The 14,473-nt window shown below is 71.8% G+C and carries 18 protein-coding genes; 1 reads left to right on the top strand and 17 read right to left on the bottom strand.

Features of this window, described 5'->3' with window-relative positions; all coding sequences use genetic code 11:
- From G3I41_RS16400 to G3I41_RS16330, 15 genes are all read right to left on the bottom strand, one after another.
- Positions 1-690: ATP-binding protein (locus G3I41_RS16400; protein WP_203601178.1), on the bottom strand; the 690-nt coding region annotated here is incomplete at its 3' end.
- Positions 690-1,049, bottom strand: a complete 360-nt coding sequence (locus tag G3I41_RS16395; protein ID WP_164400961.1) for a YraN family protein — start codon at positions 1,047-1,049, stop codon at positions 690-692. The genes G3I41_RS16395 and G3I41_RS16400, both read right to left, overlap by 1 nt.
- Before the next feature lie 84 nt (positions 1,050-1,133).
- Positions 1,134-1,442 (bottom strand): DUF2469 domain-containing protein, encoded by a 309-nt coding sequence (locus tag G3I41_RS16390; RefSeq protein ID WP_018102380.1) that lies wholly within the window; start codon positions 1,440-1,442, stop codon positions 1,134-1,136.
- Positions 1,443-1,505: 63 nt separating this feature from the next.
- On the bottom strand, positions 1,506-1,994 hold the full coding sequence (locus G3I41_RS16385; protein ID WP_164400960.1) for an NUDIX hydrolase: 489 nt from the start codon (positions 1,992-1,994) through the stop codon (positions 1,506-1,508).
- Entirely contained in the window at positions 1,984-2,733 is a 750-nt protein-coding gene (gene lepB / locus G3I41_RS16380) for a signal peptidase I (protein ID WP_203601177.1), read from the bottom strand. The genes G3I41_RS16385 and lepB (G3I41_RS16380) overlap by 11 nt, the downstream gene beginning before the upstream one ends.
- Positions 2,734-2,782: 49 nt before the next feature.
- Positions 2,783-3,724 carry a signal peptidase I gene (gene lepB, locus G3I41_RS16375; RefSeq protein ID WP_164400959.1) on the bottom strand — a complete coding sequence of 314 codons (942 nt, stop codon included), beginning with the start codon at positions 3,722-3,724 and terminating at the stop codon, positions 2,783-2,785.
- Positions 3,721-4,647 carry a signal peptidase I gene (gene lepB, locus G3I41_RS16370; protein ID WP_164400958.1) on the bottom strand — a complete coding sequence of 309 codons (927 nt, stop codon included), beginning with the start codon at positions 4,645-4,647 and terminating at the stop codon, positions 3,721-3,723. Before lepB (G3I41_RS16370) ends, lepB (G3I41_RS16375) begins: the two co-directional genes overlap by 4 nt.
- The gene (gene lepB, locus G3I41_RS16365) at positions 4,529-5,590 is read right to left on the bottom strand and encodes a signal peptidase I (RefSeq protein ID WP_164400957.1); all 1,062 of its coding nucleotides are present in this window, start codon (positions 5,588-5,590) and stop codon (positions 4,529-4,531) included. Before lepB (G3I41_RS16365) ends, lepB (G3I41_RS16370) begins: the two co-directional genes overlap by 119 nt.
- Positions 5,583-6,365 carry a signal peptidase I gene (gene lepB / locus G3I41_RS16360; protein ID WP_164400956.1) on the bottom strand — a complete coding sequence of 261 codons (783 nt, stop codon included), beginning with the start codon at positions 6,363-6,365 and terminating at the stop codon, positions 5,583-5,585. The genes lepB (G3I41_RS16365) and lepB (G3I41_RS16360) overlap by 8 nt, the downstream gene beginning before the upstream one ends.
- 45 nt (positions 6,366-6,410) lie before the next feature.
- Positions 6,411-6,761, bottom strand: a complete 351-nt coding sequence (gene rplS, locus G3I41_RS16355; protein ID WP_164400955.1) for a 50S ribosomal protein L19 — start codon at positions 6,759-6,761, stop codon at positions 6,411-6,413.
- Positions 6,762-6,889: 128 nt separating this feature from the next.
- Complete coding sequence (trmD, locus tag G3I41_RS16350) at positions 6,890-7,711, bottom strand: tRNA (guanosine(37)-N1)-methyltransferase TrmD (protein WP_164400954.1); 822 nt, start codon at positions 7,709-7,711, stop codon at positions 6,890-6,892.
- Complete coding sequence (gene rimM / locus G3I41_RS16345; RefSeq protein ID WP_164400953.1) at positions 7,711-8,295, bottom strand: ribosome maturation factor RimM; 585 nt, start codon at positions 8,293-8,295, stop codon at positions 7,711-7,713. The genes trmD and rimM overlap by 1 nt, the downstream gene beginning before the upstream one ends.
- Positions 8,296-8,374: 79 nt before the next feature.
- Positions 8,375-8,614 carry an RNA-binding protein gene (locus G3I41_RS16340; protein WP_005311361.1) on the bottom strand — a complete coding sequence of 80 codons (240 nt, stop codon included), beginning with the start codon at positions 8,612-8,614 and terminating at the stop codon, positions 8,375-8,377.
- Between the two features lie 2 nt (positions 8,615-8,616).
- Positions 8,617-9,051, bottom strand: coding sequence for a 30S ribosomal protein S16 (rpsP, locus tag G3I41_RS16335; protein WP_164400952.1), 435 nt, complete (start codon positions 9,049-9,051; stop codon positions 8,617-8,619).
- Positions 9,052-9,208: 157 nt separating this feature from the next.
- A complete protein-coding gene (locus G3I41_RS16330) occupies positions 9,209-9,802 on the bottom strand; it encodes a hypothetical protein (RefSeq protein WP_018521397.1) in 594 nt (197 codons plus the stop codon).
- A 515-nt stretch (positions 9,803-10,317) separates the two neighbouring features.
- Between G3I41_RS16330 and G3I41_RS16325 the strand changes: the two genes are divergently transcribed.
- On the top strand, positions 10,318-11,163 hold the full coding sequence (locus G3I41_RS16325; protein ID WP_164400951.1) for an SAM-dependent methyltransferase: 846 nt from the start codon (positions 10,318-10,320) through the stop codon (positions 11,161-11,163).
- A gap of 65 nt (positions 11,164-11,228) precedes the next feature.
- Here the strand turns inward: G3I41_RS16325 and ffh are convergent, their stop codons facing one another.
- Complete coding sequence (ffh, locus tag G3I41_RS16320; protein ID WP_164400950.1) at positions 11,229-12,776, bottom strand: signal recognition particle protein; 1,548 nt, start codon at positions 12,774-12,776, stop codon at positions 11,229-11,231.
- Between the two features lie 235 nt (positions 12,777-13,011).
- The coding region (locus tag G3I41_RS16315; RefSeq protein WP_164400949.1) for an HD domain-containing protein at positions 13,012-14,473 on the bottom strand (1,462 nt) is incomplete at its 5' end.

The raw sequence follows: 14,473 nt of genomic DNA, 5'->3' as shown, positions 1-14,473 counted from the left end.
CAGGGCCTTGCGCGGCCGCTCCTGGCCCGCCACGTCCGCCAGGTCCGGCCGGGCGCCGTCCCCCGCCGCCGGGCCCCGGGCGAGGCCGGAGCCCAGTCCGGCGCCCGGCACCATCAGCCCGGCGAGCATCGGATCGGGGCGCCCCTCCTCGTCGGAGCGCTGTTCGTCCGGCACCGGTTCGTCGCACAGCACCGCGAGCAGCTGCCGCAGGCTGCGCACCCCGAGCACGGAGACGCCGGGCACGAGGGCCGCCTCGCCCGCGGTCTGTTCCGGGACGACCACCCGGCGGTAGCCGGCGTCGGCCGCCGCCAGGACCGCGGGCAGCACCCCCCGGACCGGGCGCACCCGGCCGTCGAGCCCCAGCTCCCCGATCATCACCACGTCGGCGATCGACTCCGGGTCGATCCGCTCCGCCGCGCCCAGGACCGCGCACGCCACGGCCAGGTCGAAGCCCGAGCCGCCCTTGGGCACCGAGGCCGGCGACAACCCCACGGTGAGCTTCTTCTGCGGCCACTCCGCCCCGGAGTTGACCACGGCCGCCCTGACCCGGTCCCGGCTCTCCACCAGGCTCTTGTCGGGCAGGCCCACCAGCGTGAACGCCGCCACACCGGCCTCCAGGTCCGCCTGGACCTCCACCACCACGCCCTCGACGCCGACCAGGGCGACCGAGCAGGCACGTGCGAACCCCATCAGGCCACCCCCCGCGCGTGCTCGGCCCGGGGTGCGCCGCGCTCGGGCAGCACCACTCCGACCAGGTCGATGCGCACTCCGCCCGGCGGCGGGCCGCCGTGCCGCTCCAGCCAGAGCGCGGCCAGCCGGCGCAGCCGCTCGGCCTTGGCCGGGGTGACCGCGGCCATCGGATGCTCGTACGCACCCGATCTGCGGGTCTTCACCTCGCAGATGACGAGCGCGTCCCCGTCCATCGCGACGATGTCGATCTCACCGGCGCGACAGCGCCAGTTCCGTTCTAGTACGGACATGCCGGCGTCGGCCAGCAGCCGAGCCGCCAGGTCCTCGCCGTACCGCCCGAGAGCCCCCCGTGCGTTCATATCGGCACCACCTCCGGCACCGACTCTGACGCGTCCGCCCTCCTTCAGTGGATCTTGGTGGACAAGCGGGCGATTGTGGATAACTCAGCCACTCGGAAGTTCGAGATCGCTCTTGTTGAGCTCTTCGATGTTGACGTCCTTGAACGTCAGCACCCGGACCTGCTTCACGAACCGGGCGGGCCGGTACATGTCCCAGACCCAGGCGTCCGCCATGGACACCTCGAAGAACACCTCGCCCTGGACCGAGTGCACCTGCATCTCGTAGTCGTTGGTGAGGTAGAAGCGCCGTTCGGTCTCGATCACGAATTTGAACAGACCGACGACATCGCGGTACTCCCGGTAGAGCTTCAGCTCCATCTCGGTCTCGTACTTCTCGAGGTCCTCGGCGCTCATTGGCATGTTCCCCTTCAGCCGTGCGTTTCCCCATTGTGCGCCGGGCTCCGGCGCCCCGGCCGCTCAGCCGCTTCCGGGGGCCAGGTCCACCGGCGTACGCGGAGCGCCCTCGTCGAGCAGCCTCCGGAGCAGGTCGGCGAGCCCGGTGGGGTACACCGTCTCACGCGCCGCCGACAGTTCGGCGGAGGTCCACCACCTCAGCCCCATGACACTGCGGCGTTCCAGCCATGTGTGGCCGCTGGTGTCCGTGGTGGTCTGTGCGGTACGGGCCAGGAAATACCACTCGTCCTGGTCCCACAGCCGGCCGTCGAAGGTGAAGGAGCACCGGCGCCGCCAGATCACCGGGCCCAGTTCCGCGTCGGTGATCCCGGTCTCCTCGGCCAGCTCGCGCAGCGCGGCCCGCTCGTGGGTCTCGTCGCCCTCCAGGCCGCCGCCCGGGGTGAACCACCAGGTGCGGGCGGGGTCCTCCGGTTCGAAGCCGTGCATCAGCAGGATCCGGTCCTCCGGATCGAGGAGCACCAGGCGGGCGACCCTGCGCACCTCAGCGGACATGCGCGGCCGCCTCGGGCTTCGCGCTCCGCTTCGGCCGGGCGGCACGGGCCGCGAGCGGACCGTACGCCGCGCCGCCCAGGATGAGCACGACGCCCACCGCCAGAGCGGTCAGCTGGATCCGCAGCGGCCCGGCCGACGAGACGCCGCCCGGCAGCGCGGCGAACGCCTCGGGCCGGTCGATCATGGAGCCCAGCGGCCAGGCGACGGCGTCGACCCTGGACTCCACGGCGTCCCGGGGCACCGAGCCGTGCATGGCGTCCTCCAGGTGGACCCGGGAATCCAGCGAGACCGTGCGGTCGTCGCCCAGCAGGAAGAGCTGCCCCTTGGGGACCTCGGCGGTGAAGTCCTGGGCCGAGGCGCGGTCGGGCGACCGCAGATACGGTTCGTCCATGGGTATGCCGTTGACCGTGAGGCGGCCGTCCTCGCCGCAGCAGGCGATCTTGTCGCCGCCGACCCCGACGACCCGCTTCACCATGGGGGTGTTGCCCCACTCCGGGTCGTTGAACACCACGACGTCACCGCGCCGGACCTCGCTTCCGTCCACGCGCTGCGCCAGGACCTTGTCGCCCGCCTCGACCGTCGGGGTCATCGACCCGGTGGGCACCGTGTACGGCTGGTAGACGAGTGCGCCCCAGATGAAGCCGCCGAGGAAGAGCAGGCAGCCGAGGGCCACCGCGACCCCGGACAGCCTGCTGCCGAGCCGGCCGCGGCCGTCGTCCGTACGACCTGTTGCACCCATACCGGCGTCCCCCATCGGAGATCGACAATCGCTGATCCGCGTGGGCACCCTACCCGGCAGTACGCCCGGCGGTCAGCCTCCGCCGACGCCGGAGCACGAGCGGCAGCGCGCCCGCGGCCCCCAGGACGCCCGGCGCGGCGCCTGCCGCGGCGCTGATCCCGGGCTGGTCGAAGGTGTCCGGGACGGACAGTACGGACCAGCGGTTCACGGGCCACGCGACGACCACGGCCCGCCCCACGACCTGGCTCACCGGCACGAAGCCCTTGTTGACGTCGTCGGTGTGGTAGCGGGAGTCCGCCGAGTCCTGGCGGTGGTCGCCCATCACCCAGATCTTGCCGTCCGGCACCTTGAACGGCCCGAAGGGCATGTCGTCGCAGGCGCTGTTGCCGGGGAAGACGTAGGGCTCGGTGAGCGCCTTGCCGTTGACCTCGACCGGGCCGCCCTTCTTGCACTCCACGGTGTCACCGGCGACCGCGATCGTCCGCTTGATCAGGTCCTTCTCCTCGGCGGACGGCATCAGGCCCACGAAGCTCAGGAACTTCTGCGCGGCGTTGGGCTTGGGGGTCGGCTCGTCCCTCAGCCAGCCGTCCGGGTCGTGGAAGACGACGACCTCGCCGCGCTCCGGCTCCGACCCGAACCACGGCGTCAGCTTGTCCACCAGGACCCGGTCACCCCGCTGCAACGTGTTCTGCATCGAGTCCGACGGAATCGAGAACGCCTGCACCAGAAACGTCTTGATGAACAGCGCCAGGACCAGCGCGATGCCGATGAGGAGCGGCAACTCCTTCCAGAACGGGCGGGGATTCTTCTTCTTGCCGTCGGTGCCGTCGGTGCCGCCGTCCGCGCCGGCCTCCGCCTCGGAGGCGGAAGGCCCGACGCCGGAAGGCTCGGCACCGGAAGGCGCGACGTCGGAAGGCGCGACGTCCGAGGGTTCCGCGGACCGCTCCTCTCCGGCCCGTCCGGACCGCGCTCCGTCTGCCAGGTCGCTCACGCGTCGTTCCTCACTGTGCCGGCGATCGTGGTCCGGCGCCGCCTGCGCCAGAGCACCAGGGGCACCGCACCCGCGAGACCGACCACTCCGGGGGCCGCCGCGGCGGCGGCGTTGATGCCGGGCTGGTCGAAGGTCTTCGGGACCGGGAGGGTCGCCCAGCGGCTGACCGGCCACGCGATCACGATGGCCCGGCCGACCACCTCGTCGTTGGAGACGGTGCCGCCGCCCGGCAGGTTCTGGTGATAGCGCGAGTCCAGGGAGTTCTGCCGGTGGTCGCCCATGACCCAGATACGGCCCTTGGGCACCTTGATCGGCCCGAACGGCTCGTCGTCGCAGGCGCTGTTGCCCTCGAAGATGAAGGACTTGTCGTCCAGCGCCTTGCCGTTGACCTGGACCGGGCCGCCCTTCTTGCACTCCACGGTGTCACCGCCGATCGCGATGACCCGCTTGATCAGGTCCTTCTCCTCGGCCGAGGGCATGAGGCCGATGAAGCTGAGGAACTTCTGCACCGCGTTCGGCTCGGGGGCCTGGCTGTCCTCCAGCCAGCCGCCCGGGTCGTGGAAGACGACGACCTCGCCGCGCTCCGGCTCCGACCCGAACCACGGCGTCAGCTTGTCCACCAGGACCCGGTCACCCCGCTGCAACGTGTTCTGCATCGAGTCCGACGGAATCGAGAACGCCTGCACCAGAAACGTCTTGATCAGCAGCGCCAGGACCAGGGCGACGCCGATGAGGAGCGGCAACTCCTTCCAGAACGGGCGGGGATTCTTCTTCCGGGCCGTGCTGCCCCCGGACGTGCCGCCGTCACCTTCCGTACCGCTCACCGTCGTCCCGTCCTCCGCCGCACCGGCGGACTCGGAATGCGCCGAACGGCCCGGCCGGTCCTCGGGTTCGTCGTGTCCGGATCGTGCGCCGACCGCCACATCCCCCACATCCACTCCTTACTCCGTGCCACCGCCCGCGTCCTAGCCGACGCAGGCCCACCACTCCCATAACGAGCGGGAGTTCCGCAGGGGTCGGGAGCCGGATCGATCCGCCTGGATCACTGGACACACTATTCGACGGCCCCGAGGCGCCCCCCGTACCGGCGCGCGCGTCCGGGACCGAGGCGAACGCCGAGCGCTCCTCGAGACCGGTCCAGTGCCCGAAGGGCCAGACGATCCATTTCGCCCGTCCCACGACCGCGTCCTCGGAGATCGTGCCGTTCGCCGTCTTGTCCATGTGGAAGCGCGAATCGGCGGAATTGGAGCGGTGGTCCCCCATCACGAAGAGGCGGCCCTCCGGAACCTTTACCTCGAATTTGATGGTGGAGGGTGAATCCCCGGGATAGACGTACGGTTCCGTGACCGCCACGCCGTTGACGAGAAGCCTCCCGTCCGCGGCGCAGCACTTCACGGTGTCGCCGCCCACGGCCACGACCCGCTTGATGAGGTCCTGCTCGTCGTCCGACGGCAGCAGCCCGACGAAGGTGAGCACCTGCTTCACCTGCTTGACGACGACGGGTGACTCACCGGAGCTCTCCGGGTTCGGCGGCGGCCAGTCCGACGGGTTGCGGAAGACGACGACGTCGCCGCGCTGCGGCTTCGAGCCGAACCAGGGCGTCAGCTTGTCCACGAGCACCCGGTCGCCGATCCGGATGGTCTGCTCCATCGACCCGGACGGGATCACGAACGCCTGCACGAGGAAGGTCTTGAGGACGAGCGCGATCAGCAGCGCCACCGTGATCAGCAGGGGGATCTCCCGCACGGCCGATCCGCGGCGCCTGCGCTTCACCTTGCGGGCGAGCTTGCGCCGCTCGGCCCGGGTGGGCAGGGAGCGCGGCCCCCCGTCCGCGGCCGGGACGCCGTGGCGCCCGTGGCTACCCATGGGACGGGCCGGGCGCCGGTACGGAGTCGAAGGCGGCGGTCCCCGGCAGCGATCCCACCCGGCCGAGCGGCCAGCCGAACCAGTCGACCCGGCCGATCACCCGCTCCACCGGCACCACGCCGCCGCCGGGCTCCCCCAGGTGGTCGCGGGAGTCCCGGGAACGGGCGCGGTGGTCGCCCATCATCCACAGGGCGCCCTCGGGCACCACGATGTCGAAGGGCACCTTGGAGGGCGCGTCCCCGGGGAAGAGGTAGTCCTCGTCCAGCGGCCGGCCGTTCACCTCGATCCGTCCCCGCGCGTCGCAGCAGACCACCCGGTCTCCCCCCACGCCCACCACCCGCTTCACGAAGTCGGTCTCGGCGGGCTCGGCGAGCCCGAGCGACGCGGCGGCCCCGTGCAGCAGCGCGGTGACGGGGTTCTGCTCCGCCCCCTCGCGTACGAACGAGCCGGTGCCGTCGAAGACCACCACGTCACCGCGGCGCGGGACGGCACCGAAGCGGTACGCGAGTTTGTTGACGAGCACCCGGTCGCCCACCCGGAGCGTCTGCTCCATCGAACCGCTGGGGATCAGGAAGGGCTGCACCAGGAAGGTGCTGAAGAGGAGCACGAAGACCGCGCAGACGGCGCCGAGCCCGAACGTCCCCCGCCAGGACAGCCGCCACGGCCTGAGTCCGGCGAGCCGGTCGCGGACACGCGAAGAGCGCGACCCCTCCCCCGGACCCGGATCGGGTGCGGAGGAGAGATCGCGCTCCTGGAGTTCTGCTTGCGTGTCCATCGGGGCCAGAGCTTAACCGGACACCCTGTGGACGAGGCAGTCAGCTCAGCGGTCGCGCTTCTCCTTGATCTTCGCGGCCTTGCCGCGCAGCTCACGGAGGAAGTACAGCTTGGCGCGACGGACGTCACCGCGGGTCACGAGCTCGATCTTCTCGAAGATCGGGCTGTGCACCGGGAAGGTGCGCTCGACGCCGACGCTGAAGGAGACCTTGCGGACCGTGAAGGTCTCGCTGACTCCCGCGCCCTGGCGGCGGATGACGACGCCCTTGAACTGCTGGACACGGGAGCGGTTGCCCTCGATCACGCGGACGTGAACGTTGACCGTGTCACCCGGGCGGAAGGCCGGGATGTCGGACCGCAGCGACGCGGCATTGACGTCGTCGAGCAGGGAAGCCATGTTGTCTGCTTTCTTCGCCGATGCCACAGGTCATCGACGGGAGAGTGATGAATGCTAGGGGCCGATCGCGTCGGACGGGCGTCGTGTCCCCCTGTGGCAGGGGCGCACGCCGGACGGACAGCAGCTGCCTATTCTTCCACGGCCTCGGGCCTGCGCCAAAATCGGCCACCCGGCTCCGGGGACCAGCCGAGGATGGAGAGCATCTCGCGGTCCTTCTTGTCGAAGGCGGACGCCTCGCACCGCTCGATCAGATCGGGCCGGTTGGCGGCCGTACGCCGCAGCGCCTCGTCCCGCCGCCAGCGGGCGATCCGCCCGTGGTGGCCGCTGAGCAGCACATCGGGGATGCCCCGGCCGCGCCACTCGGGCGGCTTGGTGTAGACCGGGCCCTCCAGCAGATTGGCCATCGCGCCGGGGGCGAAGGAGTCGTCCTGGTGCGAGGCCGCGTTGCCGAGGACGCCGGGCAGCAGCCGGGCCACCGCCTCGGTGATCACCAGCACCGCGGCCTCCCCGCCCGCGAGCACGTAGTCGCCGATGGACACCTCGACCACCCGCATCCGGGTGGCGTACTCCTCGGTCACGCGCCGGTCGATGCCCTCGTAGCGCGCCGGGGTGAAGACCAGCCAGGGGCACTCGGAGAGCTCGACGGCGAGTTCCTGGGTGAACGGCCGGCCGCTCGGCGTGGGCACCACGAGGACCGGGGAGTGCGCGCCGGTCTCGTATCCGTCCGCCAGGGCCTCGTCCAGGGCCTCGCCCCAGGGCTCGGTCTTCATGACCATGCCGGGGCCACCGCCGTACGGGGTGTCGTCCACGGTGTTGTGCCGGTCGTACGTCCAGTCGCGGAGGTCGTGCACATGGACGTCGAGGCGGCCGGCCGTGCGGGCCTTGCCGACCAGGGAGACGTTCAGCGGCTCCAGGTACTCGGGGAAGATCGTGACGACGTCGAGCCGCATCAGGCGTCCTCGGCCTTCGGCGCGTACCCCTCGGTCCCGGTCTCCTCATCCCGCGCGGAGGCGACGACCGCCTCGCTCTCGTCGATCAGGCCGGGCGGCGGGGTGATCACCGCGCGCTGCTCCTCCAGGTCGATCTCGGTGACGATCTCCTCCACGAACGGGATCATCACCTCGCTGCCGTCCGGCCGCTCCACGATGAAGAGGTCCTGCGAGGGCAGGTGCGTGATCTCGGTGATCCGGCCGATCTCGGTGCCGTCGGCGAGGACCACGTCCAGGTCGATCAGCTGGTGGTCGTAGAACTCCTCGGGGTCCTCGGGGAGCTCCGCCGGGTCGACGTCGGCGATCAGCAGGGTGTTGCGCAGCGCCTCGGCGCCCGTACGGTCCTTCACGCCCTCGAAGCGCAGCAGCAGCCTGCCGCTGTGCACCCGGCCGGTCTCGATCGTCAGCGGGCCCGCCGTGGCGGGGTCGGTGGCCAGGACGGCGCCGGGCGCGAGCCGCAGCTCCGGCTCGTCCGTGCGCACCTCGACGGTGACCTCGCCCTTGATGCCGTGGGCGCGACCGATCCGCGCGACTACCAACTGCACCTTGTGTCTCTCCTGTCGTACGACGACGGGCCGGGGCGGGCGCTTGGCCCTCCCCGGCCCGTGCCGGTGTTCAACTCTGTCAGCGAACCTGGTCCACATCGACGAGGTCGACGCGGATGCCACGGCCGCCGATGGCGCCCACGACGGTACGCAGCGCGCGTGCGGTGCGGCCGTTGCGGCCGATCACCTTGCCGAGGTCGTCGGGGTGGACCCGGACCTCGAGCACACGGCCACGGCGCAGGTTGCGCGAGGCGACCTGCACATCGTCGGGGTTGTCGACGATGCCTTTCACGAGGTGCTCGAGAGCCTCCTCGAGCATGCTCAGGCCTCGGTCGACTCGGCGGAGGCGGCAGCAGCCTCGTCCGCCTTCTTGTCGGCCTTCTTCGCCTTCGGCGTGATGGCCTCGCCCTTCGACTCCTCACCGTCGCCGGCGAGGGCCTCGAACAGGGCGCGCTTGTCGGCCTTGGGCTCCGGCTGCAGCAGCGGCGCGGGGGCCGGAAGGCCCTTGTGCGCCTGCCAGTCGCCGGTGAGCTTCAGGATCGCGAGGACCGGCTCGGTCGGCTGGGCGCCGACGGACAGCCAGTACTGCGCGCGCTCCGAGTTGACCTCGATGCGCGACGGGTTCTGCACCGGGTGGTACAGACCGATCTCCTCGATGGCCCGGCCGTCACGGCGGGTACGGGAGTCGGCGACGACGATGCGGTAGTGAGGCGAACGGATCTTGCCCAGACGCTTCAGCTTGATCTTGACTGCCACGGAAGTGGTGTCTCCTGGTCTATGACGTGGTTGGGCACAACGAAAATGCCACGTGGGGTTGCGGTACTCGGGTGCCCGATGGACGCGTCAGCCGGAGGAGAGAGGGGTCCTGTGCGACTGTCGAGTACAGCTAGCCATTGTGCCACACCCCATCGGCTCACCCCACCGCGACCGCGGTCTCCGGGATCCTGAACGGTTTTCCGCAGCCGCCGCAGACGATCGGCGCCTGGGCGAGGACCGAGGGGACCACGCGCACGTTGCGGCCGCAGTCGCAGACGGCCTTGACCCGCACGCCCCCTCCGGAGGAGCCGTGCCGGGCGGCCGGACCGCGGAAGGAGCGCTTGGTGTCGGCGGCGGTGGCCACGGTGTGCGCCTTGAGGGCGCGCTGCAGCCGTTCCGTCGTCGGCCGGTAGCGGCGCTTGGCCTCGGGGTTGAGCGTGACCAGCGAGAAGCCGCTGCTGGGATGGGGCTCCTCGGCATGGTCGAGGCCCAGCTCCTCGGCGATCGCCAGGAATCGTCGGTTGTGATAACGGCCGGCGCGCGAGGTGTCGCGGACACCTCGGGCGGCGGCGATGCCGTGGACTGCCTCGTGGAGCAGTCGCTCGAAGGAGAGTTCGGCGCCACATGCGGACGAGGACTCTCCGATCAGGGACTCGGGTGCGGCGAGATCGGGCAGCTCGGGGTGGTACCGCTGAATGTCGGCCCACGCCTGCGCCAGCTCTGCGGCAAGTACAGGTGGTGTCGTGCTCACGTCGTGACCAACGAGCGCGGGGCCCTCGGTGTTCCGATTCCGGGCCATCCCAAATATTTTGCACGTACCAGTCGGTTGACCTTCATGCGTCGCGACGAGGGCGGGTGCGCTGATCTGCGGAGAAGCCTCACAGCTCGCACCAAGCCGGTACGTAGCGGCGCGTACGCCTGCGCGCGTAGACGCGGTGCGCGCCCCCTCCGGGCGCGGACGGCAGGGGCCGAGGGTACCCGCACCGCCCTGACGTGCTCGACGTGCCTCCACCGGCGCGCCGGGTGAGACTGGGACCGGCAGAGGACGGGACGGACCCCGGGGGCGTCCCCGTCGTCCGGGTGCGCCGGTGCCGTCGCGCGCCGGACGGCAGTGCGGAGAACCACGCCCCGCAGACCTCTGGACGCGGCGCCGGATGCGCAGTTCCCTGGCATACGGGGGAAGCGCGCGTCACGGACGGGACGGCCGTCCACTCGGGCACGACCGATCGGCAGAACCGGCAACCTCGGCGGATTGGGGCGCATTCCATGACACCAACGCTCGTTCGGCACCACCGGCACACGGAGTCGTCCGCCCCCGCGGACGGCGCCTCCCGCGCCCGCGACTGGGCGGAGATCCAGGAACGCATGCTGGCACCGCTGTACGAAGCGGTCTACGCGCGGCTGGAGGTGGGCCCCGCCACGCGGATGCTCTCGCTCGGCTGCGGCTCCGGCCTGGCGCTGCTGATGGCCGTGGGCCGGGGCGCCGGGGTCACCGGCGTGGACACCGACCCCCACCGGCTCGCCCTCGCCCGGGCCCGGCTGCTGTCCGCGCCGGAGGACCGCGGGGCGCCGGCCGCCGTCCCGCTGCTGACGGACACCGTGTCCGCCGCGGCGGACGACGGGCCGCACAACCTGATCACCGCGTTCACCCCGATCGGCTGCGAGGCGGGCGACGGAGAGGATCTGGTGCGGGCGCTGGAGACCGCCATGCCGTCGGCGGACCGGCGCGCCGTGGTCGTGCTGACCGGCTGGGGCCCGCCGGAGCGGTGCGCCACCGAGGCGGTGCTCCGGGTGGCCGGGCGGCTCGCCGACGACGGGCGCGGACCGGGCGGGGGCTGGCGCGGACCGCGCCGCGACGATCTGGAGGACGTGGCGTTCCGGTCCGGGCTGCGACCGGACGGCTCCGGCCGGGTGGCCTGCCCGTTCGGTTACGCGGACCTGGACAGCGCGGTGCGCGGCCTGCTGTCGACCCGGCTGTTCGAGGCGGCGGTCCGGGCGACGGACCGGTGGCAGGTGGAGAAGGAGCTCGCGGAGGCGCTGCACCCGCACCGGCGCCCGGACGGCACGGTGTGGATGTCCAACGTGTTCCGGTACCTGGTCTGCACGACGTGAACGTACGCCGGAGGGGCGCCCACCACGCACGGTGAGCGCCCCTCCGGCATGACGTGGAGCGAGCGTCAGCCCATGAACTTCTTGAACTCGTCCGGCAGCTCGAAGTTCTGGGCGTCCTGGCCGGCCGGGAGACCGGGGACGCCGTTCTGCGCGGCCTCGCGGCGGGCGGCCGCGGCCTGCTCCTCGGCCTTGCGCTTCATCGGGTTGCCGCTCTTGCGCTTGCCCTTGGCCTGCTTGACCTGCTTCTTCTGCCGGCCGGGACCGCCGCCCATGCCCGGCATCCCGGGCATCCCCGGCATGCCGCCGCCCTGTGCCATCTTCGACATCATCTTGCGGGCCTCGAAGAACCGCTCGACCAGCCCCTTGACGGCGGAGACCTCGGAACCGGAACCCTTGGCGATACGGGCCCGGCGCGAGCCGTTGATGATCGTCGGGTCGGCGCGCTCCTTCGGGGTCATCGACTTGATGATCGCGGCCATGCGGTCGATGTCGCGCTCGTCGATGTTGTTGATCTGGTCCTTGATCTGCCCCATGCCGGGCAGCATGCCGAGCAGCTTGGAGATGGAGCCCATCTTCCTGACCTGCTCCATCTGGGCCAGGAAGTCGTCGAACGTGAAGTCCTTGCCCTTGCTGGACGCCAGCTTGGAGGCCATTTTGGCGGCCTCTTCCTGGCTGAAGGTCTTCTCCGCCTGCTCGATCAGGGTGAGCAGGTCACCCATGTCGAGGATCCGGGACGCCATGCGGTCCGGGTGGAACGCGTCGAAGTCGTCCAGCTTCTCGCCGTTCGACGCGAACATGATCTGCTTGCCCGTGACGTGGGCGATCGACAGGGCGGCACCACCGCGGGCGTCACCGTCGAGCTTGGAGAGCACCACGCCGTCGAAGCCGACGCCGTCGCGGAACGCCTCGGCGGTGTTGACCGCGTCCTGACCGATCATCGCGTCGACCACGAACAGGATCTCGTCCGGGCTGACGGCGTCGCGGATGTCCGCGGCCTGCTGCATCAGCTCCTGGTCGATGCCGAGGCGGCCGGCGGTGTCCACGATCACGATGTCGTGGACCTTGGTCTTCGCGTACTCGATGGAGTCCTTGGCGACCTGGACCGGGTCACCGACGCCGTTGCCCGGCTCGGGGGCGTACACCGCGACACCGGCGCGGTCGGCGACGACGCTCAGCTGGTTGACGGCGTTGGGGCGCTGGAGGTCGCAGGCGACGAGCAGCGGGGAGTGGCCCTGGCCCTTGAGCCAGAGGCCGAGCTTTCCGGCGAGGGTCGTCTTACCGGCACCCTGGAGACCGGCGAGCATGATCACGGTGGGCGGGTTCTTGGCGAACCGCAGCCGCCGGGTCTCGCCGCCGAGGATGGAGACGAGCTCCTCGTTGACGATCTTGACGACCTGCTGGGCCGGGTTCAGCGCCTGGGAGACCTCGGCGCCGCGCGCCCGCTCCTTGACGTTGGCGATGAAGGACCGGACGACGGGCAGCGCCACGTCGGCTTCGAGCAGGGCGATACGGATCTCGCGAGCCGTGGCGTCGATGTCCGCCTCGGACAAGCGGCCCTTGCCCCGGAGGTTCTTGAAAGTCGCGGCAAGGCGGTCGGAGAGAGTATCGAACACGGCGCTCGTCGGTCCTCAGGGTCGGGGGCGGGTAGCTTCGCTGCCTAGGGTATCTGGCCCACGCAAACGCCAGCCCTCGCCGGTCGCATTCGGCCTGCGAGGGCTGGGGGCCCCGCAGCGGTGGGGAGCACGTGTCGACACGGGGCGCGAAGGCGGTGGACGCCGGGCCATCCCTCCGACGTGAGGGAACCGGTCTCTTCCCGAATCAACGGTGTGGTCCGCACCCGGTCACGGCTCACCGCAGGGCGTCCTCCAATGCCCCGGCCAGCGCGGCGGCCTCCGCGTCGGCCAGCGGCGTGCCGTCCTCACGCGTGACGTAGACCGTGTCCACCGCGTTCGCCCCCAGCGTCGAGACGTGGGCGCTGCGCACCCGTACCGCGCTCCGCTCCAGGGCGTGCCCGATGCGGTGCAGCAGCCCGGGGGCGTCCTGCGCGCGCACCTCGATCACCGTCGCGAGCCGGGAGGCCGCCGGGGCGACCGTCACCCGCGGCGGCGGGGCCTTCATCCCGCGCCGCCGGGGATACGCGGCCTCGCGCTCGGCGAGGCGGGCGGGGATGTCCAGGGTGCCGTCCAGGGCGCGCACGAGGTCGGCGCGCAGCCGGTCCGCCGAGGGCAGCGAGCCGTACTCGGCGGCCACCCGCCAGCTGAGCAGCAGCAGGTCCGCGGAGTCCCCCAGCTCCGTGGGCAGCTCCACGGCGCGCAGGTCGGCGGCGCGGACGGTGAGGCGGTGCAGGGCGAGGACGCCGGCGGCGGCGGGCAGCACGCCGGGCCGGTCGCGGAGCGCGATGAGGAGTTCGACGCCGACGGGCTCGGGGCCGTCCTCCTCGTGCGGGGTCTCCGTCCTGGTGTGCAGGGCGAGGACGGGGGTGCCGGTGCGCAGGGCCTCGATCGCGAGGCGTTCCTGCTCGGCGCTCGGGGCGGCGGGGCCGGGCTCCTCGGGGGCCTCCCCGGCCAGGACCTGGGCGACGCGTGCGACGAGCGCGGTGACGAGGGAGGCGCGCCAGGCGGACCAGGCGGCGGGCCCGGTGGCCAGGGCGTCGGCCTCGGTGAGTGCGTGCAGGAGTTCCAGGGTGGCGGCGCTGCCGACGGCGTCGGCGACGGCGCGGACGGTGGCGGGGTCGTCCAGGTCGCGCCGGGTGGCGGTCTCGATGAGCAGGAGGTGGTGGCGTACGAGGGTGGCGACGACGCCCACGTCGTGCTGGTCGAAGCCGATGCGGGCGGCCATGTCGCGGGCGATGACCTCACCGGCGACGGAGTGGTCGCCGGGCCAGCCCTTGCCGATGTCGTGCAGCAGGGCGGCGACCAGGAGCAGGTCGGGGCGGCCGACGCGGCGGGTGAGCGAGGCGGCGCGGACGGCCGTCTCCACCAGGTGGCGGTCGACGGTCCAGGTGTGGACGGGGTTGCGCTGGGGGCGGCAGTGCACGCGTTCCCAGTCGGGCAGGAGGCGGGTGATCAGCCCTTCGGCCTCCAGGGCCTCCCAGACGGGGATGGCGGCCTCGCCGGCGCCGAGCAGGGTGACCAGCTCCTCGCGGGCCTCGGCCGGCCAGGGCACCGGGAGCGGCTGGGCGGTGGTGGCGAGGTGGCGTACGACGTGGCGGGAGAGCGGCAGTCCGGACTGCGCGGCCGCGGCGGCGGCGCGCAGGACGAGCACCGGGTCGCGCTCGGGCCGGGCGGTGCGGGCGAGCACGGCCTCGCCG

It is taken from the genome of Streptomyces sp. SID9727 (assembly GCF_010550605.1).
Lineage (GTDB): Bacteria > Actinomycetota > Actinomycetes > Streptomycetales > Streptomycetaceae > Streptomyces.
Note: the sequence above shows the minus strand (reverse complement) of the source record. Positions and strands in the feature narration are given on the sequence as shown.